Raw genomic sequence first — 21,572 nt, forward strand, 5'->3', positions numbered from 1 at the left:
CTGATCCGCGGATCCGCCGGTGATGTGCAGATCCACCGGCCAGGGCGGGCAGCCTAGGCGTCGCGCTCCACGACCGCTTCGGCGAACGCTGCGAGGGCGCGCTTGACCACGCTGTCGGGCAGCGGGGCCAGCGCCGCGATCGCCTCGGCGGACCAGCTGCGGGCCACGGCCCAGGCCTCTTTCGTCACCGGATGGGCGCGGAGCGCCTGTACGGCCGCGGCCAGCGCCTCGTCCGAGCTCAGGTCCGATTCCACCAGCTCCAGCACCCGGGCAGCGGATTCGTCTCCGCCGGAAGCGGCACGCCGCAGCAGCAGCACGGGAAGCGTGGGCACTCCCTCGCGCAGGTCGGTGCCCGGAGTCTTGCCGGACTTGGCTTCCAGCCCCGTGACGTCGATGACGTCGTCGGCGAGCTGGAAGGCCATGCCCACCTTCTCGCCGTAGTCGACCATCACCTGGACGGCGGCATCGTCGGCGCCGCCGAAAAGGGCACCGAGCTGTCCGGCTGCGGCGATCAGCGAGCCGGTCTTGCCCGCGAGCACTCCCAGGTAGTGTTCCAGCGGATCCTGGCCGTCGGCCGGGCCGACGGTCTCGTGCAGCTGGCCCATGCAGAGCCGCTCAAAAGTCCGCGCCTGGATACCCAGGGCCTCTCCGCCCAGCACCGACACCAGGCTGGAGGCCCGGGCGAAAATCAGGTCTCCGGTCAGCACGGCCACCGAGTTGCCCCACACCTCGTGGGCGGTGGGAGCACCACGCCGCACCGGCGCCTCGTCCATCACGTCATCGTGATAGAGGGTGGCCAGGTGCGTCAGTTCGACGACGACGGCCGAGGTCAGCACATCGGCGTTGGCCGGGGCGGGGCCGAGGTGGCTGGCGAGCAGGGTCAGCAGCGGGCGTACCCGCTTGCCGCCGGCTTCCACCAGGTGCCGGGAGGTCGCATCGGCGAACGGGTCGGAGTTGGCGATGGCCTCGCGCAGCTGGGTCTCCACCTGCTCCAGCCCCTCGGCGATGGCGGGGCCCAGGTCAGGGTCGTCGGCGAGGAGCGCAAACCCGGCAGGCAGCCGCGTCCGCTGCCCGTCGGCTGCACTGGAGCTGGTGTTGGTGGATTCAGTCACTGTTCCAGACTAACTATTCTCTAGGGCGGAAGGGGCGGTTCGGACGGCCTGGCCGCCGACGGCGGGCGGGAGCGGACCGCGGTTGTCGGCCGCGGGGACCAGCTTCTCCAGCAGCGCGATGACACGGTCCTGGAAGTCGGGCGCGTTGTGGTCGGTGAGGTTGGCCAGCATGCGCACCACGAAGCGCATCAGCACCGGCACCGGCATGCCGGTGCGCAGGGCGAGCTTCATGACGGCCGGCTTGCCGATCATCCCGGCGAAGACCCGGCCGAGGGTGAAGTGGCTGCCCCACTGGCCGCGGATGTAATCCGCGTAGCCGGCCAGCACGGCGTCGGCTGCGGCGTTGGAGGACAGCAGCCCGGGGGTGCGGGCGGCCGCCTCGGCGGCGACAATGCACTCCGCGGCATAGCGGGCGGATTCCATCGCGTAGGAGATGCCTTCACCGTTGAACGGACTGACCATGCCGCCGGCATCGCCGAGCAGGAGCAGCCCGGGAGCGGCGTGCGGGGTGCGGTTGAAGCCCATCGGCAGCGCCGCCCCGCGGATCTCCCCCACCTGGTGTTCGGGAGTGAAGCCCCACTCGGCGGGCATCGCCGCCGTCCAGTCCCGCAGCACCTTGCGGTAGTCCAGCTTCCCGAACTCCTTGGAGGAGTTGAGGATGCCCAGGCCGACGTTGGAGGTACCGTCGCCGACGCCGAACACCCAGCCGTAGCCGGGCAGCGGGTTGCCGGAGGCATCGGGCAGTTCCAGCCACCCCTCCATCCACTCGTCGTCGGAGCGCGGGCTGGTGAAGTAAGTGCGCACCGCGACGCCGAGGGGCCGGTCGTCGCGCTTCTCCAGGCCGAGGCTGAGCGCGGTGCGGGAGGAGTTGCCGTCTGCGGCCAGGACGACGTCGGCGGCGAACTCCCGGGTTTCCCCGGTGCGGCGCCCGCGCTCGTCCAGCACGTTGGCGGTGACACCCTGGACCCGTCCGTCGGGTCCGCGCAGCGCCCCGGTGACGGTGTGGCGTTCCAGGACGACGGCGCCGGCGGCCCGCGCGTGCGCGGCCAGTTCGGCGTCGAAATCCAGCCGGGTACGGATCAGGCCGTAGTCCGGGAACTCAGAGTGCTCCGGCCATGGCAGTTCCAGCTTCCGGCCGCCGGCGATCAGGCGCAGGCCGCGGTTGCGGCGCCATCCGTCCTCTTCGCGGTGCGGCAGGCCGAGCAGCTGCAGCTCACGCACGGCACGCGGCGTCAGGCCGTCGCCGCAGACCTTTTCCCGCGGGAAGGCGGTCTTTTCCAGCACGGTGACGTTGATGCCGGAACGGGCAAGGTAATAGGCAGCGGTGGAGCCGGCAGGGCCCGCACCGACGATCAGGACATCCACGTCAGGCCTGCTGCGCTCCGGCAACCGCTGCGCCGGAAGCGTCCTCCGGCTTGACGGCGCGGTGCACGGCCACGATGCCGCCGGTCAGGTTGCGGTAGGCCACGTCCTGCCAGCCGGATTCGGTGATCCAGCCCGACAGGGCGTCCTGGTCCGGCCAGGCCCGGATGGACTCGGCAAGGTAGACGTAGGCGTCAGGGTTGGAGCTGACCTTGCGCGCGATGGGCGGCAGGGCACGCATCAGATACTCGGTGTACATGGTCCGCCACAGCGGAACCACCGGGGAGGAGAACTCCGCGATGACCAGCTTGCCGCCGGGCTTGGTGACGCGAAGCATCTCGGCCAGCGCCTTGCGCGGCTCGTTCACGTTGCGCAGGCCGAAGGAGATGGTGGTGGCGTCGAAGGAGTTGTCCGCGAACGGCAGCGCGGTGGCGTCGCCGGCGACGAAGTCGATGTCCGGGCGGCGGCGCTTGCCGACCTTGAGCATTCCGAGCGAGAAGTCGCAGGCGACGACGTCGACGCCGGCGTCGGCGTACGGCTCGCTTGAGGTGCCGGTGCCGGCGGCCAGGTCCAGGACCCGCTGGCCGGGCACCGCGCCCACCGCGTCCACGACGATCCGGCGCCAGCGCCGGGTCTGCCCCATGGACAGGACGTCGTTGACGACGTCGTACTTGGGAGCGACGTCGTCGAACATGGCGGCAACTTCGTCAGGGCGTTTTTCCAGCGATGCGCGGTTCACGCGTTCATTGTCTCAAAGATTGCCGGAGGCACCGAACGGAAGGCCGGGGATGTTGAGCGGCTCACTCCCCTGCCGGCCCGGGACCGCCGCCGCGCGGCACGTAATCCATGCCACTGCGCGGGCGAGAGTAGGCTGGAAGGCACTATGACCACCCTGCGTTCCGTTACCGTTCCCATCAGCGAGCCCTCGGCGGCGATCGGCCTGCTGGAATACCTGGTCCGTGACGAGCAGCTGTGCTGGCTCCGCTGCGGCGAGGGAATGGTGGGCTTCGGCGAGGCGGCCCGCTTCACGGCCTCGGGCCCGGACCGGTTCACCGAGGCCGAAGCCTGGTGGCGGGAGACCGTTGCGGCGGCCGACGTCACCGACCCCATCGGAGCGCCGGGCACCGGGCTCAGCGCCTTCGCGTCGTTCGCGTTCAGCAAGCGCTCACCGTTCCGCTCGCGCGTCATCGTTCCGGAGCTGGTGATCGGTTCCCGCGAGGGCACCGCCTGGGTGACCATGACGACGTCGGACCCCGGGAAGGCACTGGACGAGGACTCCGTGCTGGCCGCCATGGCGGGCTGGATCGACGCCGAACCGGCGCACCGGGAGTCGACGGCCGAGGATGAGATCCGCCCGGGCATGCTCAGCGAGTCCGAATGGAAGAACGCCGTGGCCCGCTCGGTGGCGCACATCAGCGCCGGAGACCTGAGCAAGATCGTGCTGGCGCGCGACATTGTCGCGTCGCTCGGCACCCCGGTGGCCGCGCCGCAGGTGCTGCGCGAACTGGGGCTGCGCTACCGCAGCTGCTGGACCTACTCGGTGGACGGGCTGCTGGGTTCCACTCCGGAGATGCTGATCAAGGTGGAGGACGGCGTCGCCCGCGCCCGGGTCCTCGCCGGCACGCTGGACCGCGCCACCGCGCCCGAGGATGATCCGGGGTACGCGGCGCGGATGCTCGCCGGCTCGGAGAAGCAGCAGCAGGAGCACCGGATCGCCATCGAATCGCTGCTGGCGCCGCTGGAACCGTTCACCTCCAGCATGAGCAGCCACAGCGAACCGTTCGTGCTGGAGCTGCCCAACGTGTGGCACCTGGCGTCCGACGTCACCGCCGATCTGGCCGAGGACGCCGACGGCGCGCGTCCCGGCGTGCTCACCCTGCTGGAGGCCCTGCACCCCACCGCTGCGGTGTGCGGCTTCCCCACCAGCGTCGCCGGGGAGCTGATCAGCGAACTGGAGCACATGGACCGCGGCCCGTACGCGGGGCCGGTGGGCTGGATCGACGCGGCCGGCAACGGCGAGTTTGGCATCGCCCTGCGCGGGGCGGTGATTGAGGATCCGCAGACGGTGCGCCTCTACGCAGGGTGCGGAATCGTGGCCGGCTCCAATCCGGCGGCTGAGCTTGAGGAGACCTGGAGCAAGTTCCGTCCCATGCTCGAAGCCCTGGGCCTGGACAGCCATTCCGGCGGCCGGTCCGCGCTGCCCGGACGCACCCCGGCACCCGTCGGGGCGTGAGCGCCGGAGGCTGCCGAATTCCGGATCGCCGACAAAAAATGATCCAGCTTCACATTTGAATTTCCGGCCCGGTTTCGCCGCCCTCCTTTAGACTGCTTTTCAACGCTCTGTACGGAGAACAGTCACCGGACCCGATACGTAAGGTAGAAAAACGCATGCTGCACAAAACCCGCAAAGCGGCACTGGCCGCCCTTGCCGTGGGCGCCCTGGCCCTGACCGCCTGCGGCGGAGGAGACCAGGAAGGCTCCGAGTCGGCGTCGGGCCTGGACCTGGTCAATGACGGCCAGCTGACCGTCTGCTCGGACATCCCCTACCCGCCCTTTGAATTCGAGGAGAACGGCGAGTACACCGGCTTCGACATGGACCTGGTCCGGGAGATTGCCTCCGGCATGGACCTGGAGCTGTCTGTCCAGGCCGTGGGCTTTGACGGCCTGCAGTCCGGCACCGTCCTGACCGCCGGGCAGTGCGACCTGGGCGCCAGCGCCATCACCATCACCGAAGAGCGTCAGGAGCGGCTCGCCTTCTCCGATCCCTACTACGACTCGCTGCAGTCGCTGCTTGTTCCGGCCGGGTCCGACATCTCCGGCATCGACGCCCTCTCCGGCAAGCGGGTGGGCGTGCAGCAGGGCACCACCGGCGAGGCCTACGCCCGCGAGAACGCCGAGGGTGCCGAGATCGTCGCCTACCCCAGCGACGCGGAGCTGTTCCTGGCCCTGCAGTCCGGAGGCATCGATGCGATCCTTCAGGACCTGCCGGTGAACATCGGCCACGTGGGTGAGGGCGAGTACGAAATCGCTGAGGAGTACCCGACCGACGAGTCCTACGGTTTCGCCATGATGAAGGGCAATGACGACCTGGTCACCGCCGTCAACGAGCAGCTGACCGAGCTGCGCGAGAACGGCACCTACCAGGAGATCTACGACAAGTACTTCAGCGAAGCCGCGCAGTAGGAGAATTAACCGCAGAGCGCCGTTCCGGTCATCTCCGGAACGGCGCCCGCGCGTTGGGCCGCAGCCATTCTGCAGCCGGCATCCGGCGGGGCCACCGCCGCCGCCGGACAGCGCGTGTGAACCGACCGACAGATGCCGGCCGCCCCACCCATCCGGCGCCGCCTGACCAGACCGAAAGGTCCCAGTGAAACCCTCAACCCGCAGACGCCTGTTCCGGGGCATCCTGTACGCGATCTTCGTCGCGGCCGTAGCCGCCGTGGTGTTCCTGGCCGACTGGGAAAAGATCGGCGTCAACTTCTTTGACCCCGAAGTGGCCCGTGAGGCCTTCCCGCAGATCATCACCGTCGCGGCGAAGAACACCGTCATCTACACGGTGATCGCCTTTGCGGGCGGCCTGCTGCTGGGCCTGATCCTGGCCCTGATGAAGCTCTCCCCCGTGGCCCCGTACCGATGGGCCGCCACCGCCTACATCGAGCTGTTCCGCGGCCTGCCGGCGCTGCTGGTGATCTTCGGTTTCGCGTTCGCCGTACCGATCGCGTTCGGCTGGCGCCCGCCGGGCGGCAGCACCACCCTGGGCCTGTTGGCGCTCATCGTCGTATCCGCTGCCTACATCGCCGAGACCATCCGCGCCGGCATCCAGGCCGTCCCGCCCGGACAGGTCGAAGCCGCCCGTTCCCTGGGCATGAACCCTGCGTGGACCATGGTGTCCGTAGTGCTGCCCCAGGCCTTCCGGATCATCACCCCGCCGCTGACCAATGAGCTGGTGATCCTCATCAAGGACACCTCGCTGCTGTTCATTGTCGGCATGGCCATGCAGGACAAGGAACTGACCACCTTCGCCCGCGACTCGGTCACCATGAATGCCAACGCCACCCCGCTGGTCATCGCGGCTCTCATGTACCTGGTGATCACCCTTCCGCTGACCCAGCTGGTGGCCAGGCTTGAACGACACAACCAGAGAGGCCGGTAGGATCCGTGGCCGCACACACTGAGAAGACCGCGGGCACGCCCGCCATCCAGGTCCGCAATCTGCACAAGAGCTTCGGCAGCAACGAGGTGCTCAAGGGCATCGACTTCCACGTCGACCAGGGCGAAGTGGTCTGCGTCATCGGCCCGTCCGGCAGCGGCAAGTCCACGCTGCTGCGCTGCGTGAACCGGCTGGAGGAGCCGACCAGCGGCACCATCCTGGTCGAGGGCACCGACATCACTGATCCGGAGACCGACCTGGACAAGGTCCGCACCCGGATCGGCATGGTGTTCCAGCAGTTCAACCTCTTCCCGCACCTGAACGTGCTGAGCAACCTGATGCTCGCCCAGCGCCGCGCCAAGAAGCGCGGCAAGGCCGAGGCCAGCGAAACCGCCCTGCGCAACCTGGAGAAGGTCGGACTGCGGGACCGGGCGGATGCCTTTCCCTCGCAGCTCTCCGGCGGCCAGCAGCAGCGCGTGGCGATCGCCCGCGCCCTGTCCATGGACCCGGACATGATGCTCTTCGACGAGCCCACCAGTGCCCTTGATCCCGAGCTGGTCGGCGATGTCCTCGGCGTCATGCGCCAGCTGGCCGAAGAGGGCATGACCATGATGGTCGTCACCCACGAGATGGGCTTCGCCCGCGAGGTCGGCGACCGGGTCGTCTTCATGGACGGCGGCGTCGTCGTCGAGCAGGGCCGCCCCGAAGACGTGCTGGGCAACCCGCAGCACGAGCGGACCCGGGCCTTCCTGTCCAAGGTGCTCTAGGACGCGCCGTCCGCCAGGCCCTTCGGGCTCAGCGACTGCGGGCTCACCCCCTGCGGGCTCAGCGCCTGCGGGCTCAGCGCCTGCCGGACATCCAGCCAGCCGGCCCCCTCAGGCATCGCTTGAGGGGGCCGGCTGCATATCCGGGTCCGCCGGGCCGGCCCGGCAGGCGGCGTGTGTCCGGGAACTGCTGCGGCTATCCGACGTCGAGCGCCCCCTGCACTGCGTCCCGGACCGCTGCATGCAGCCGCCTCAGGCCGTGCCGCTGGACCGGGACCTCGAGTACCGAACGGCCGCTGATCGGCGCGGTGAGGGCGGCATCGAGTTCGGCGTCGTCCGTGACCAGCTGGTGCCGGACACCGTATCCGGCGGCCAGCGAGGCCAGATCGGCGTCGTGCGGAGTGCCGAAGAACCGCTCCACCAGCTCCGCGTATTCGGGCTGTTCGCCCAGGGCCCCGTGCTCCAGGACGGAGAAGATGCCGCCGCCGGTGTCGTTGAGCACCACCACCTGCAGGTCCGGTTCCGTTTCGGTGCGCGGCACCAGCAGCCCGCCGGCGTCGTGCAGGAAGGTCAGGTCTCCGGCCAGCAGCCGGGTCGGGATCCCGTTGGCCAGGGCCACGCCGGACGCCGTGGAGATCATTCCGTCGATCCCGGCCAGGCCGCGGTTCGCGTAGACGTCCAGCGGATGCCGGGCCGGGGCGGCGATCAGGTCAAGGTCGCGGACCGGGTTCGAGGAGCCGACCACCAGGTTGCCGTCCGTGTGCTCCCACACCAGCTGGGCCACCCGCAGCCCGGTGAGGCCCGGCTCGCGCTCCAGCACGGCCTGCAGGGCCCGCTGCGCTGCAGCGGAGGCATCCTGCCAAAGCTTCAGCCACGCCGCGCTGCCTGTCCCGGAGAAGGCGAACAGGGCCGCCAGGTCCGTGATGACGATTTCCTGCCGGCGTCCGGGCCGGAACCAGTTGACCGGCCGGGGCAGGTAGATGGCCCGCTGCACGTCCCTGCGCGCAAGCAGAGCGGCCACGGGCCGGGACAGCGTGGGCCGGCCGAACACGACCACGCGCTGGATCCGCGGACCCAGCTGCTCAAGCAGCAGCCGGTAGGCGACGACGGCGTTGGGGCCGAACCGGGCGTTCGACGACGGTTCGGCCAGCAGCGGCAACCCGGCGCGTCGGGCGAACAGCGCCGCGATCTCGCCGGCGCCGTCGCCCGCAATCACCACCGTGCGGGCGGTTCCCGGCTCCGCCGGAACGCGGACCCGCTCGTCCTCCTCGGGCTCGGGAACAGTGCCCACGGCAGCCGGGCCCACGCCCGGCTCCAGCCCCAGCGGGTCATCGAGGCCCGGGACCAGCGGATCCCGGAACTGCAGGTTGATGTGGATCGGGCCCGCGGCCCCGCCGGAGGGAGCGGCAAAGGCTTCGGCGATGGCACCTGCCGGATCCTCCCCTGCTTCCACGTTGGCCTCCGCCACCGGGAAGCCGGAGAACAGTCCGGGCTGCACCGTGGTCTGGTTGGCGCCGGTGCCGTGCAGCTCCGTCGGCCGGTCAGCCGAGAGGACCACCAGCGGCACCGCGGCGTGGTGTGCCTCCATCACGGCCGGCACCAGCTCGCCGACGGCGGTGCCGGAGGTGGTCACCACCGCTGCAGGCCGGTGCCCGCCCCGGGCCAGGCCGAGGGCCAGGAACCCGGCGGCGCGCTCGTCGATCCGCACGTGCACGCGGATCCGGTGCTGCAGCTCCGCCTCCGCCAGGGCGTAGGCCAGCGGGGCGCTCCGGGACCCGGGCGCGAGGACGACGTCCTGCACGCCTCCGGCCGCAAGGGCGGCGACGGCGGAGCGGGCGGACTGCAGGGAGGTGAGGGGGCCGGTCATAGCCTTATCCTACGAACCTGCCCCCGCCTCCCGGCCAGTCGACGGTGCCGGGGTGCGTCCCCAAGGCCGCTGATCAGCACCCGCGGCCCGCTTCCGTGCCGCGCCGCAGGCCGCGGGCACGAAGGCCCGCCCGACCCCGCCCCTGGGTGCCCCTGGGTTTCACCGCCCCTGGGTTTCACCGCCCCTTCCGGATTTCACCGTCCCTTCGGGCCTCCGCCTCCGCCGCGGCCCTGATCCTTGTCCTCCCGGTAGACCTGCACCACGGAAGGCCGCGGCGCGGCCACTGCGTCCGACGTCGGCCGGCCGGGGCGGGTTCGCGTTCCTCCTGCGCCCGCATAGTCGGGGAAGAGCGAATGCGGCTGCCCGTAGCTGCCGTCTTCGCCCGGGTGCTGCACTGCGACGAAGACCATGTCCTCGTCATCGTGGATCACGGGGCCGCAGGTTTCGGCCTCCCGCGGCACGGACAGGAACTGCTCCACCTTCCCCCGGTTCCGGCCCTCCAGGCCCACCTTGAACAGGCCGTCGTTGTATCCGATGCCGCCGGGAGCGCCGTCGGTGGATACCCAGAGGTTGCCTTCGGTGTCGAAGGCGAGGTTGTCCGGGCAGGAGATGGGGCTGACCTTCTCCGCCGGGTATCCGGAGAAGTATGTCGCTCCGCCCCGGGCCGGGTCCCCGCACAGCATCAGGAGGTTCCAGGTGAACCTTTCCGCAGCGGCGTCGCCGCGGTGCTCGATCAGTTCGACGATGTGTCCGTCCCGGTTCTGCGAGCGCGGGTTGGCTTCGTCCGGTCCGGGCTGCCCGGAAACGCCGCGGTTGGAGTTGTTGGTGCACGCCACGTACACCCGGCCGGTGGCGGGGTTCGGTTCCACGTCCTCGCAGCGGTCCATCTTGGTGGCTCCGGCGCGGTCCGCGGCCAGGCGGGTGTAGGCCAGCACCTGGGGCACGTCCATGCCGGGCACCGCGCTGCGGCCGTCCACGACCAGGGGCAGCCACTCCCCCTTACCGTCGAACCCGCCGTCGGCCGGCACCGTCCCCGACCCGTCGATCTCGCCCTCGGAGCTGCCGCGGAACCGGGCAACGTACAGGTTGCCTTCGGCCAGCAGGCGCATGTTGTGCCGCCGGTCGTTCTTCCGGTACCGGTGGCGGGAGACGAACTTGTAGAGGTAGTCGAACCGCTCGTCGTCGCCCGAGTAGGCGACCACCCGGCCGTCGCGGGCGATGGTGACGTTCGCGCCCTCGTGCTTGAAGCGTCCCAGGCTGGTGTGCTTCACCGGCACCGACCCGGGATCCTCCGGGTCGATCTCGACGATGTAGCCGAAGCGGTTCGGTTCGTTGCGGTAATCCTCGCCGCGGGCGTCGAACCGCGGGTCGTCCTGCTCCCAGCCCATGGCGGTGGCCTTGTCCGCCAGCCCGTAGCGGCGTTCCTCCGCCGTCGTGCCCTCTGCCCGGAAGAAGCCGTGGAAGTTCTCCTCGCCGGAGAGGATGGTGCCCCACGGCGTGGTGCCGCCGGCGCAGTTGCCCAGGGTGCCGCGCACCCAGCGGCCTTCCGGGTCCTCCTTGGTGCGCACCAGGTCGGTGCCGGCCAGCGGGCCGGTGAGTTCAAAGACGGTGTCCATGGTGATGCGGCGGTTTCGCCGTGCTCCGCGGACGTAGTCCCAGGGCCCGCCGCGCCGTCGGCGGCTCAGCTCGACGACGGAGAGCCCGACGGCGTTACGGAAGATCGCGCGCCGCTCGCGTTCCTCCGCGGCGGACGCCGGTGCGGCCGGAAACATGATCTGCGGGTTCACGTATTCGTGGTTGCAGACCAGGACGGCCCTGCGTCCGTCCCGGGCGCGCAGGATGTCGAGGTAGTCGTTGTTGTAGCCGAACTGGCGGGCCTGGGCCGCGGCGGTCTGGGCGGCGAAGTCGAACTCCGGGGAATCGCTGAACAGCGGATCGCCCCAGCGCAGGATCGGCTCCCACCTGTAGCCGCCGGGGACGTCGAAGGTGTCGGAGGCGGCGTCCACCGGGGAGATGGGGCTGAAGGGCAGCCTGCCGCGGCCGCCGTGTCCGGGCCGGCCGGGACCGTGGGCCGGAACCTGTCCGGCGGCCGCAGGCTGTGCGCCGCCCAGCAGCACCACCGCCGCGCTCAGCGCGCCTGCAGCCCCGGCACCCAGCGCGGCCCGGCGGGAGAACTCCGCCGATGCGATGTCGCGGAAGTAGCCGTTCGACGACGTGTTGCACACCGCCTTGGTGCACGCGTCGTCGCACTTCAGCCGGCAGGTTACGGGACTGCGCTTGCCGCGGGCGTGCGGTGCCGGCAGCAGCTTCAGCAGGTTGGTCATGGGGCAGGTCCTTCCGTCCAGGCAGGCCCCGGGCAGGATGCGGACCCTGCGGCCGGGCCACCCGCGCCGCAGGGAAAGACCCGGAGCGCCTCCACCGTGGCAAGCCAAGATGACGGGCGGGCCGCCGTGCGGTGAACGGAAAGTGAATTGAGGCACACGTGCCGGTTCCCCGCCGGTCAGGCGGGCAGCTGGGCCGGCGCGGTATCCGGTCGGGCACCGTCCGTCTCCGATCCGCCCGGGCTCCTGCGCAGGACATTGAAGACCAGGTTGAGCACGATGGCCGCCAGGCAGGCGAGCACGATGCTGTTCTCGACGACGATCTGCAGGGACGGCGGGAAGCCGCTGAAGATACCGGGCTTGCTCACCGGCACCATGGCCAGGCCGAGGCTCACGCTGACGATCAGGATGTTGCGCGGATCGTTCAGGTCCACCCGTCCCAGGATGCCTACGCCCACCGCTGCCACCCCGCCGAAAAGGACCATGGCCGCACCGCCGAGGACCGGCATCGGGATCGCCGCGACCACGGCCGACACCTGCGGGAACAGGCCCATGAGGACCAGCAGCACGCCCGCCACGGTGATGGCCCACCGGCTCCTGACCCCGGAAAGCCGGATCAGGCCGACGTTCTGTGCGTACGCGGTGAAGGGGAACGAGTTGAACACGCCGCCCAACATGGTCGACAGCCCGTCCGCACGGAGCGTGGCCGCCACCCGCTTTTCATCGACACGCTCACCGGTGATCTCACCCACCGCCAGAGCGTCGCTGGTGGTCTCCACCATGGTGATCAGCATGACGATGACCATGGCCAGCACCGCGGAGAGGTGGAAGGTTGGCAGTCCGAAGGCGAACGGGGCGGGAAGCTCGAACACCGGTGCGGCTGCGACGGCGGCGAAGTCCACCATCCCGAACGGAATGGCGATCAGGGTGCCGAGGACCAGACCCAACAGGACGGCGATCCGGCCCAGGAAACCGGAGAAGATCCGGGACACCGCCAGGATGATGACGAGCGTCACGCCCGCCAGCAGCAGGTTCGGTCCGGAGATGGCGGTGGCCGACTGGTCCCCGCCCAGCATCCAGTTCGCCGCGATCGGAATCAGGGAAATGCCGATCGCCGCGATGGTCGTGCCGGTGACCACGGGCGGAAAGAGGAACAGGACCCTGCTGAAGTACGGGGCCGCGAGGAACGTGAAGAGGCCGGCCGCAATCACCGACCCGAAGATGGCGGGCAGGCCCCATTCCCCGCCGATCAGGATCATGGGTGCCACCGCGGTAAAGGTGGTTCCCTGGACGATCGGCAGCCTGCCGCCGATGTTCCAGACGCCGACGGACTGCAGGATGGTGGCCACGCCGCTGGCCAGCGCGGTGACGGCGAGCAGGTAGATCACTTGGTCCGGAGGCAGCTGCAGCGCCACGGCAAGGACCAGTGGTGCCGCCGCGATGCTCGCGTACATGGCCAGCAGGTGCTGGGCACCTGCGAGCGCCAGCTTGCCCGGCGGGAGCTTTTCGTCGACTTCGGTAACGGCAGCGGACATGGGTGTTCCTTTCGCGGCATTCATTGCGGGCATTCCCAGGCCAGGCTTCTGGCGCGGAGGTTCCGGGCGCTGTCCTGGAACCGGCGGCGCACCTCGGCCTCGTCGAGGCCGGGGATCTGCCCGTCGTCGAGCAGCACCCGGCCGGCGACGATGGTGTACCGGACGTCGTCGGCACGGCTGGCGTAGGCCAGCGTCGATTCGGGGTCGTAGACAGGCATGGTGTGGGCGGTGTCGAAGTCGACGACGATGATGTCCGCCGGATGCCCCGGTGCCAGCTGTCCCAACTCCGGACGGTGCATGGCGGCCGCCGACCCGGTGGTGGCCAGGTTCAGCAGCCGGCGGGTGGGCAGGAAGGACGGGTCCTGGGTGCGGTCCTTGTGGATGAGCCCGGCGAACTTCATTTCCTGGAACAGGTCCATGGTGTTGTGGCTGGCAGGCCCGTCGGTGGCCAGGCCGACGGTAATCCCGGCGTCCGTCACCGCGCCCAGGTCCAGGGTGCCCGAGACGAGTTTGGCGTTGCTGATCGGACAGTGGGCAATCTTCACTCCCCGCCGCGCCATGATCTGCCGGTCCACGGCGTTCAGGCGCGTGCAGTGCGCCGCGGTGACGTCCGGGCCGAGGAAGCCCAGGGATTCCAGCCACTGCACGCTGGTGGTGCCGTAGGTTTCCTGCATGTACCGGACTTCGTTCATCCCCTCGGCCAGATGGGTGTGGATGGAGACGCCGAACTCATCGGCGACCTCACGCGTCAGCTTCCACATCTCCTGGCCCACCGAGTACGGCGCATGCGGTGAGAGCGCGACATGGATCCGGCCCTCCTCGCTCAGGTGGTGGCGTGCGACCTTTTCCCCGAAGTTCTCCAGCGTGCGCCAGGACCACTCAGTGACCGGTTCGTAGATACCCCGATCCGCGAACCCGTAGCCGAGGGTGGCCCGCAGCGGAATCAGTTTGAGTGCCTCGACCTCGGGCTCGACGGCGTACGCGTCGAAGTGTTCGTTGAAGCAGGTGATGCCGGAGCGGACCATTTCAATGAGGCCGCAGAGGCTGGCCCAGTAGAGGGTGTCCGGGTCGAAGTTCTGCTTGAGCTTCCACATCGACTCCAGCCACGCCCACAGTTCGGCGTCCTCGTCGAGGCCGCGCAGCAGCATGTTGGACGCATTGTGCGTGTGGGAGTTGATGAACCCCGGCATGATGGCCCCGCCGCGGGCATCGATCACCCGGCCGACCCCGGTCACGTCGATGGATCCTGCAGGTCCCACCCGGTCGATCGTGCCGTTGCTGAAGGTCACCACGCCATCGGGAATCGGGGCGCGGTTGTTCATCGGCAGAACATAGCCGTTGATTACTGCGACATCATGGGGTCCCACACTCGTGCCTTCCGTCTTCGGTTCTCCGGCGTTAGCGACGCCGGAGAACCGAGGTTGGCAGAGCCATGTTTCCGCGGAGTGTTATTAAGTTTCTGTCCGGTGTTCCGATGTTTCGGCCGTGTTGCCGCGCGCCGCCAGCACCCCGTGGACCCGTTCCAGCCGTTCCAGCCACCAGCGGGTGCGCTCGGCGGGTGCCGCGTACCGTTCGGTAAGCTCCTCGTCGACCGTCACGGGGCGCACGGCCAGCGCCCCGCCGTCGGGCACCAGTGAATCGGAGGTGACATCGGCGGCCATCAGCGACACCGTGCCCAGCCCGCACGCATGCGGCAGCTGCGGCAGCGACGCGGCCAGGGCGACGCCGGTCCGGATGCCCACCGAGGTATCCAGGGCGCTGGAGACGACGGCGGGCAGCCCCGCCTCGGCAACGATCCGCAGCGCCCGCCGGACTCCGCCCAGCGGCGCGGCCTTGACCACGATCAGGTCCGCAGCGTCCTCGCGCGCCACCCGCAGCGGGTCGGATTCCCGGCGGACGCTCTCATCGGCGGCCACCGGCACCGGGATGCCGCGGCGCATCAGCTCCATCCGCACCTCGCGGAGGCCGGCAATGTCGGGCACGGGCTGCTCCGCGTATTCAAGGCCGGCGTCGGCCAGCGCCGTCAGGGCCTCGACGGCGGCAGGCACGTCCCACCCGCCGTTGGCGTCCACCCGGACAGCGGCATCGGGCAGCAGCCGGCGCACCTCGGCGACCCGGGCAAGGTCCTGGGCCAGGTCCTGGCCCCGCTCGGCCACCTTCACCTTGACCGCGGACACGGCGCCGAACCGGCCCAGCACCTCCTCGACCCGCTCCGGACCGACGGCGGGAACGGTCGCGTTGACCGGAATGCTGCGGCGGACCGGTTCCGGGTAGCCGTGCCAGCCGGCTTCCAGGGCCGAGGCCAGCCAGGCGGCCGCTTCGTCGTCGCCGTATTCCGGGAAGGGCGCAAACTCGCCCCATCCCGCCGGGCCCTGCAGCAGCAGCGCCTCACGGTGCAGCACACCCCGGAACTTCACCCGCATGGGCAGGGACACCACGCGGGCGCGCCAGATCAGGTCGGCAAGGTCGGGCAGGGTGTAGTCAGGCACGCTGCCAGCCTACGCTCCCGGTTATTCCAGCGACGTTTAGTATCCTGTTGGTTCATTGCGGGGCGGGTACTGCGGCGCCCGGCACCGCACCACCCCTGCCGCAGTCCCTACGCTGGAAGCAATGGACACACGCAATCTGTTGAACAACCGGGGCACCTCCGCCCGGCGGCCCGCCCACAACCCGGCGCTCTTCATCTTCACCGCGCTGTGGTGCGCTGCGGCGCTGGCGCTGACCTACTGGGCGTTTGTCCGCACCACCACGGGGCAGCTGCTGGACGAGTCCGCCTTCAAGGAAGCCGAGCTGCTGGTCTCCCCGCAGCGGCTGCCGATCCTGGAATTCCTGGACAGCCTGCCGCTGATCTCGGTGTTCCTGGCCGGCATAGTGATGCTCGTCGTGTCCATCTACCGGCGGTCCCTGGTCCCGGCGCTCATCGCGTTCATCACCTTCGCCGGCGCCAACGTGACCACCCAGGTGCTCAAGCGCCTGCTGCTTGACCGGCCGGACCGCGGCGTCGTCACCCTGGACTTCAATTCCCTGCCCAGCGGGCACACCACCCTGGCTGCCTCGGCCGCCGCCGTCGTCTTCCTGCTGGCCACCCCGCGCTGGCGCCCGGCCGCAGCGTTCATCGGCGGCACCTATGCCGTGCTGGCCGGCGCCGCGACCGTGGTGAATCTGTGGCACCGCCCGGCCGACGTCGTCGCCTCCTTCCTGGTGGTCGCCGCATGGACCCTGCTGGGCGGGCTGGCGATGATGCGCCTGCAGCCGGAATGGAACCGGTGGCAGGGACGGCGGCACGGCAGCGGCGCCTGGGGGCTGCTCAGCTGGTTCGCCGGGCTGCTGTCGCTGGTCGCCTGTGCGGGCGCCTATCTGTACGCGCGGTTCCTGGCCCCTGCCTCCACTGCGGCCGATCCGCTGCTGCCCTATTTCTGGTGGGGGCTGACGCTGATCATCGGAGTCGGGTACGTTCTCTGGGCCCTGGCGATCGCACTGTTCAACCAGCAGACCGGAGACTAGGACCGAAGCCGGCCTGCCTCCCCCGACGGCGCGCTTCTCGGGTACGGCCAGTGGGTCACGCAGGTCCCGCGGTCAGGCCGCCGGGCGAAGCGGAAGCGGCTCCTCCCTGGGCCGCTTCGGCACCCAGGCCCACAGCGCTACGGCGCCGAGGAAACCCAGTGCCGCCGTCGCGGCGATGCCGGCCGGCAGCGCAGCCAGCGCCGTCACTCCCGACAGCAGCGCCGGGCCGCCCATGGTGCCGAGGTCTGCCAGCAGCCGCCAGATGCCCAGGAACTGCGGCCGGCCGGGTGACGGCGAAAAGTCCGCGCCGAGGGTCATCACAATGCCGGAGCCGATGCCGTTGCCGAACCCGATCAGCATGGCGACGGCGAGCAGCTGCCCGGGGGTGGAGGTCAGCGGCAGCAGGGCAAGGCCGGCACCCATCGTGAGCATGCAGGGCACGGCGATCCACCGCCGGCCGAAACGGTCCATCACCTTGCCGGCCGGGTAGAAAATGAGCATGTCGATGGCACCTGACAACCCGTAGATCAGGCTGGTGGCCGTGGGGTCCAGGCCGAGGTGCTGGGCCCAGAGCGGAATCACGGCCTGGCGGGTGGCCCGGACCGCGGCGATCAGCAGCACGCCCACTCCCACGGTGCGGAAAACCCGGGCGTGGCTGCGCAGGATCCGCCGGACCGTGGGCGGCAGCGCAGTGTCCTGAAGCCCGACGGCGCCCGCTTCGGTACCGTCGGGAGCCCGGTCCCCGTCTGGCTTCCCGGCCGGCAAAGACGCTGCCGGCGACGGCCCGGTCAGAGACGATGCGGGCGAGGCCGAGGCGGAGGATGACGAGGCGGAGCGCGACCCGGCGGAGGGCGGCCCGGCGGAGGGTGACCCGGCGGAGCGTGACCCGGCGGAGGGCGAGGACCTGGTCGGTGCCGGCTCAGGCCTCCGCCGCACCGGATGGGCCGGGGAGGCCGTGACGGGCGGGACCTTCAGGCTCAGCAGCCCGGCGCCCAGGGCGGCGACGGCACCGGTCCAATATGCGCCCGGGGTTCCCAGGAAATGCATGGCGCCGGCCGAGATGAAAGGCCCGGCAAAGACACCGATCCGGTTCACCCCGCCAAGCGTGGAGAGAGCCCTGGCCCGCATGTGCAGCGGCACTGCCTCGGTGAGGTAGCTCTGCCGGGCCAGGCCGAATACCGAACCGGCCATCCCCACCATGAACACTGACAGGGCGAAGACTCCGAGCAGCGGCACGGTCGCCGCCGTTGCCATGGCGGCCGCGCACCACACGGCGGCGACGACCAGGGCTCCGCGCTCACCGAATCGGGTGGTGATCACCGTCGCGGGAACGTTGGTTACCAGCGAGCCGATGCCGGTCAGCGTGATGATCAGCGCGGCCAGCGGCACCGAGGCGCCCAGGTCCCGTGCCGTCAGGGCGATGACCGGCAGGATGGCGCCGGTGGCCAGCCCGTACAGCAGCGTGGGCCCGTAGGCGGGAACGGCGATGCTCTTCAGGCTGAACGGTTCGGATGGCACCGATTCAGCCTACTCCGGGGACGCTCGCGCCCCGGCGCACCCTGCGTGCGCCCGGGCCCTCGCGGCCTAACGAAGGTGTCCGTCCTGCAGCGCCCGGAGGACTGCGTGGGTGCGGTCCCGGGCGCCCAGCTTGGCCAGGATTGCGGAAACGTGGTTCTTTACCGTTCCCTCGGCGAGGAACAACGCGTCTGCGATCTGCCGGTTGCCGAACCCCGAGGCGACCAGGCGCAGGACCTCGAGCTCCCGTGCGGTCAGCTCGCCGCCTGAAGGACCCGGCTCGGGCAGGGATCCTCCGGAGCGCACGCCGCGCAGCAGCCGGTCGGTGAGAACCGGGGCGACGAGCGTGCCGCCGGCTGCGAGGACCTGTACGGCGTGGGTGAGCTGATCCAAGGTGACGTCCTTCAGCAGGTAGCCGCGCGCTCCTGCCTTCAGGGCATCGAGCACCAGGGCGTCGTCGTCAAAGGTGGTGAGGACCAGCACCGGCACGTCCAGGCCCAGCTCCTGCAGCCGGCGCAGCGTCCAGATACCGTCGAAACGGGGCATGCGCATGTCGAGCAGCACCACGTCCGGGCCCGCCCCGGCGATGGCGTCGACACCGGCCCGGCCGTCGGAGGCCTCTCCGACGACCTCGATCCCCGCCACCGCCAGCAGCCCGGCAATACCCTGCCGGATGAGGGCCTGGTCGTCCACGATGACCACCCGGATCACGGCGCCGGTATCCATGCCGTGACCTGGAATCCCCGGCTCCCATCAACCGCTATGTCACCGCCGAGTTCCGTGAACCGGTCCCGCAGCCCGGACAGGCCGTTGCCGAATACCGCTTGCCCGGCGCCGATGCCGTCGTCGCGGGCCAGGAGGGTGACCGTGTCCGATGCGGCGCTGACCTGGATGTGCAGCTTTGCGGCGTCGGCGTGGCGAAGGGTGTTGGTGACGATCTCCTGCGCAGCGCGCAGGAACGCGGCACTGTGCTCATCTCCGAGGCGGACATCGGGGGAAACGTCGACCCGGACCCCGAGGCCGGGAAGACCACCGGTCATCTCCCGCAGCGCCCGCTCAAGGTCGGTCGGGGCGCTCCGCAGCCGGCCGACCGTGGTGCGGACGTCGCGGAGCAGCTCCCGGGCCGTGGTGTCGGCGCGGTCCAGATGGACGGCGGCGCCCGGGCCGTCAAGGTGCCGGGCGGTCTCCAGTTCCAGGGTCAGCACGGTGAGCTGGTGGCCGATCAGGTCGTGCAGTTCCCGGGATATCCGCAGCCGCTCCGCGGTGCGGGCGGACTCCGCGAGCAGGACCCCGGCCGCTTTCAGCTCGGCATGCGCCTCACCAAGTTCCCGGCGCATCTGCTGTTCCCGGATCAACGTGGTGCTGCTGAGCAGGGTGGCGAGCTGGATCAGCAGGTAGAACCCGACCAGGACAACCATTTCCGTCCGGTAGGCCTCCAACGGCAGGCTGACCAGGGCGACGACGCCGGTGTTCAGGGCCACCAGGACCAGGCTCAGCCACAGCGGCACTACGTAGGCGCTGGTGGCCGCGGTAATAACCAGCAGGATCAGCAGCAGCCCGGTGCTCTGGGCCGTAAGCACGGCTGCCCAGGCCGCCGTCACGGCGACGGCGAACGCCCCGTACTGCAGCGGCGACCGCTCCCGGGCGGCCGTGGAAATGAACAAGGCGGCCAGGAACAGGGCAAACAGCAGGGCCCACCAGGCCCGCGGGATCACCGGTTCAAATGCCCCGAAGAGGGTGGGCGCGGCGACACCGGCGGCGAGGACGAGCATCGCCAGTCCCGCCCACCCCTCCGTCCCCAGCCGTCGCATCCACCCATCCTAGGAGGCGGGCCGGCGCGGGTACATGTGCCAATGGTCATGGCCGTGAAGGCTGACTATCGGCACTGCCCCCGCGGATTCGGCGCGGACAGCATGGAACCATGACGACGACGGAACCGGCGGTGCTCGCCGAACACCTTGCCAAGAGCTACCGGGGCAGGACTGCGGTTGCCGATGTGAGCCTGCGGATCCTTGAAGGAGAGGTCTTTGGCGTCCTCGGTGCCAACGGGGCCGGAAAAACGACCACGGTCGAGATGGTCGCCGGGCTGCGCCGTCCGGGCGGCGGCAGGGTCAGGGTGCTGGGCCTGGATCCCCGCCGGGACCGGGACCGGCTCCGACAGGTCCTGGGCGTGCAGCTCCAGGAGTCCTACCTGCACGGGGCGCTGAGGGTGCGCGAGCTGGTGGACCTGTACCGCAGCTTCTATCCCAACCCGCGGGCGTGCGATGAGTTGCTGGAACTGGTGGAGCTGACGGACCAGCACCGGATCCGGTTCGAGAACCTCTCCGGCGGTCAGCAGCAGCGTCTCTCCATCGCCCTCGCGCTCGTCGGGCGGCCGCGCGTCGTGATCCTGGACGAGCTCACCACCGGCCTCGACCCGGGAGCACGCCGCCGGATGTGGCGGACCGTGGAGCAGCTGAAGCAGGACGGCGTGACGGTGCTGCTTGTCAGCCACGCCATGGAGGAAGTGGAACGGCTCTGCGACCGGGTGGCGGTCCTGGACGCCGGGCTGGTCCGGGCGCAGGGCACCCCGGCGGACCTTCGTGCGCTGGCGGGCGCCCACACCCTCGAGGAAGCCTTCATCGCCCTGACCGGAAGAGAACTGGAGGAAGCCGAATGACCACCTTGGTTGAGGCACGCGGCCCGGGCATCCGGGCATGGTTCATGCTCATCGGCTGCGAAGCGCGGATGGTCGTGAGGGACGCGCCGGGACTGATTGTGCCGCTCGCGCTGCCGCTGCTGATCCTGCTCACCAGCGCGGCCGGAGCGGCCCGGCAGGAGATCGCCGACGGCATGACGGCGATGGAGGTCTTTGTGCTCCCGCTGGTGCTCGTGATGGTGGTCTCCAGCATCGGGGTCCTCAACATGCCGGGGTTCCTGGCGTACTACCGGCGCTCGGGCATCCTGCGCCGGCTGGCCGTGACCCCGGCCTCTCCGATGATGGTGCTTGCGGCGCAGGCGGTGGTCAGCGTGGTGCAGGCCCTCATCGGCATCGCGGCCGCGCTGACCGTCGCGGTGGCCGTCTTCGGCGCGAACCTGCCCGCCAGGCCGGCCTGGGCCGCGGGGGTCGCCGTGCTGACGATCGCAGCAATGTACAGCCTCGGCATGACGGTGGCGGCCGTCGCGCCCACACCGAACTCCGCCGTCGCCATCGGGCTGGTGCTGTTCTTCGCCCTTGGGGCGCTGGGCGGAATGTTCGGCGGCCCCGGAGCCCTCCCCGGGCCGCTGGCCGACCTCGGCGGCTGGCTGCCGTTCGGGGCAGCGGTCAGTTCCCTGGGCGCCGCCTGGGTGGGCACCGCTCCCGACGCCGGAGCCCTGATCGGCCTCGCGGTGACCACCCTCGTCGGCGTCAGCCTCTCCGCAGCCTTCTTCCGGTGGGAGTAGCAGCGGCTTTCACGGCGTG

The 21,572-nt window shown here is 70.2% G+C and carries 18 protein-coding genes; 7 read left to right on the top strand and 11 right to left on the bottom strand.

Translation table 11 applies throughout. The annotated features are described in order from the left end of the window. Positions 1-53: 53 nt before the first annotated feature. The 3 genes from AC5RV6_RS02590 to AC5RV6_RS02600 are packed head-to-tail and all read right to left on the bottom strand — an operon-like array spanning position 54 to position 3,213. A complete protein-coding gene (locus AC5RV6_RS02590; RefSeq protein WP_494005716.1) occupies positions 54-1,112 on the bottom strand; it encodes a polyprenyl synthetase family protein in 1,059 nt (352 codons plus the stop codon). Between the two features lie 9 nt (positions 1,113-1,121). After that, positions 1,122-2,477, bottom strand: coding sequence for a geranylgeranyl reductase family protein (locus AC5RV6_RS02595; RefSeq protein WP_494005717.1), 1,356 nt, complete (start codon positions 2,475-2,477; stop codon positions 1,122-1,124). A 1-nt stretch (position 2,478) separates the two neighbouring features. Beyond that, a complete protein-coding gene (locus AC5RV6_RS02600) occupies positions 2,479-3,213 on the bottom strand; it encodes a demethylmenaquinone methyltransferase (RefSeq protein ID WP_494005718.1) in 735 nt (244 codons plus the stop codon). Positions 3,214-3,357: 144 nt separating this feature from the next. Between AC5RV6_RS02600 and AC5RV6_RS02605 the strand changes: the two genes are divergently transcribed. The 4 genes from AC5RV6_RS02605 to AC5RV6_RS02620 all read left to right on the top strand — a co-directional run bounded on the left by AC5RV6_RS02605 (position 3,358) and on the right by AC5RV6_RS02620 (position 7,391). Beyond that, a complete protein-coding gene (locus AC5RV6_RS02605; protein WP_494005719.1) occupies positions 3,358-4,707 on the top strand; it encodes an isochorismate synthase in 1,350 nt (449 codons plus the stop codon). A gap of 155 nt (positions 4,708-4,862) precedes the next feature. Then, positions 4,863-5,657, top strand: coding sequence for a basic amino acid ABC transporter substrate-binding protein (locus AC5RV6_RS02610; RefSeq protein WP_494005720.1), 795 nt, complete (start codon positions 4,863-4,865; stop codon positions 5,655-5,657). A gap of 184 nt (positions 5,658-5,841) precedes the next feature. Beyond that, positions 5,842-6,627 carry an amino acid ABC transporter permease gene (locus AC5RV6_RS02615; RefSeq protein ID WP_494005721.1) on the top strand — a complete coding sequence of 262 codons (786 nt, stop codon included), beginning with the start codon at positions 5,842-5,844 and terminating at the stop codon, positions 6,625-6,627. Positions 6,628-6,632: 5 nt separating this feature from the next. Then, positions 6,633-7,391: an amino acid ABC transporter ATP-binding protein gene (locus AC5RV6_RS02620; protein WP_494005722.1), complete on the top strand. Its 759-nt coding sequence runs from the start codon at positions 6,633-6,635 to the stop codon at positions 7,389-7,391. Positions 7,392-7,584: 193 nt separating this feature from the next. Here AC5RV6_RS02620 and menD read toward each other — a convergent pair whose 3' ends face one another. The 5 genes from menD to AC5RV6_RS02645 all read right to left on the bottom strand — a co-directional run bounded on the left by menD (position 7,585) and on the right by AC5RV6_RS02645 (position 15,600). Beyond that, a complete protein-coding gene (menD, locus tag AC5RV6_RS02625; protein WP_494005723.1) occupies positions 7,585-9,255 on the bottom strand; it encodes a 2-succinyl-5-enolpyruvyl-6-hydroxy-3-cyclohexene-1-carboxylic-acid synthase in 1,671 nt (556 codons plus the stop codon). Between the two features lie 194 nt (positions 9,256-9,449). Then, entirely contained in the window at positions 9,450-11,579 is a 2,130-nt protein-coding gene (locus AC5RV6_RS02630) for a PhoX family protein (protein WP_494005724.1), read from the bottom strand. A 176-nt stretch (positions 11,580-11,755) separates the two neighbouring features. Next, complete coding sequence (locus tag AC5RV6_RS02635; protein WP_494005725.1) at positions 11,756-13,111, bottom strand: nucleobase:cation symporter-2 family protein; 1,356 nt, start codon at positions 13,109-13,111, stop codon at positions 11,756-11,758. A gap of 20 nt (positions 13,112-13,131) precedes the next feature. Further along, entirely contained in the window at positions 13,132-14,433 is a 1,302-nt protein-coding gene (locus AC5RV6_RS02640) for an amidohydrolase family protein (protein ID WP_494005726.1), read from the bottom strand. A 129-nt stretch (positions 14,434-14,562) separates the two neighbouring features. Continuing rightward, positions 14,563-15,600: an o-succinylbenzoate synthase gene (locus AC5RV6_RS02645; RefSeq protein ID WP_494005727.1), complete on the bottom strand. Its 1,038-nt coding sequence runs from the start codon at positions 15,598-15,600 to the stop codon at positions 14,563-14,565. A gap of 121 nt (positions 15,601-15,721) precedes the next feature. On the opposite strand from AC5RV6_RS02645, the gene AC5RV6_RS02650 reads away from it, so the two are divergent. Continuing rightward, complete coding sequence (locus AC5RV6_RS02650; RefSeq protein WP_494005728.1) at positions 15,722-16,615, top strand: phosphatase PAP2 family protein; 894 nt, start codon at positions 15,722-15,724, stop codon at positions 16,613-16,615. Between the two features lie 72 nt (positions 16,616-16,687). Here AC5RV6_RS02650 and AC5RV6_RS02655 read toward each other — a convergent pair whose 3' ends face one another. The 3 genes from AC5RV6_RS02655 to AC5RV6_RS02665 all read right to left on the bottom strand — a co-directional run bounded on the left by AC5RV6_RS02655 (position 16,688) and on the right by AC5RV6_RS02665 (position 19,941). Next, positions 16,688-18,133, bottom strand: a complete 1,446-nt coding sequence (locus tag AC5RV6_RS02655; RefSeq protein WP_494005729.1) for an MFS transporter — start codon at positions 18,131-18,133, stop codon at positions 16,688-16,690. Positions 18,134-18,199: 66 nt separating this feature from the next. Next, positions 18,200-18,856 carry a response regulator gene (locus AC5RV6_RS02660; protein ID WP_494005730.1) on the bottom strand — a complete coding sequence of 219 codons (657 nt, stop codon included), beginning with the start codon at positions 18,854-18,856 and terminating at the stop codon, positions 18,200-18,202. Then, a complete protein-coding gene (locus tag AC5RV6_RS02665) occupies positions 18,838-19,941 on the bottom strand; it encodes a sensor histidine kinase (protein ID WP_494005731.1) in 1,104 nt (367 codons plus the stop codon). Before AC5RV6_RS02665 ends, AC5RV6_RS02660 begins: the two co-directional genes overlap by 19 nt. Positions 19,942-20,051: 110 nt before the next feature. Here AC5RV6_RS02665 and AC5RV6_RS02670 point away from each other — a divergent pair, with 110 nt between their 5' ends. Together AC5RV6_RS02670 and AC5RV6_RS02675 are read left to right on the top strand one after the other, a co-directional pair. Beyond that, entirely contained in the window at positions 20,052-20,789 is a 738-nt protein-coding gene (locus tag AC5RV6_RS02670; RefSeq protein WP_494005732.1) for an ABC transporter ATP-binding protein, read from the top strand. Further along, the gene (locus tag AC5RV6_RS02675) at positions 20,786-21,553 is read left to right on the top strand and encodes an ABC transporter permease (protein WP_494005733.1); all 768 of its coding nucleotides are present in this window, start codon (positions 20,786-20,788) and stop codon (positions 21,551-21,553) included. Before AC5RV6_RS02670 ends, AC5RV6_RS02675 begins: the two co-directional genes overlap by 4 nt. Positions 21,554-21,572 lie beyond the last annotated feature (19 nt).

Source organism: Arthrobacter saudimassiliensis (assembly GCF_059090665.1).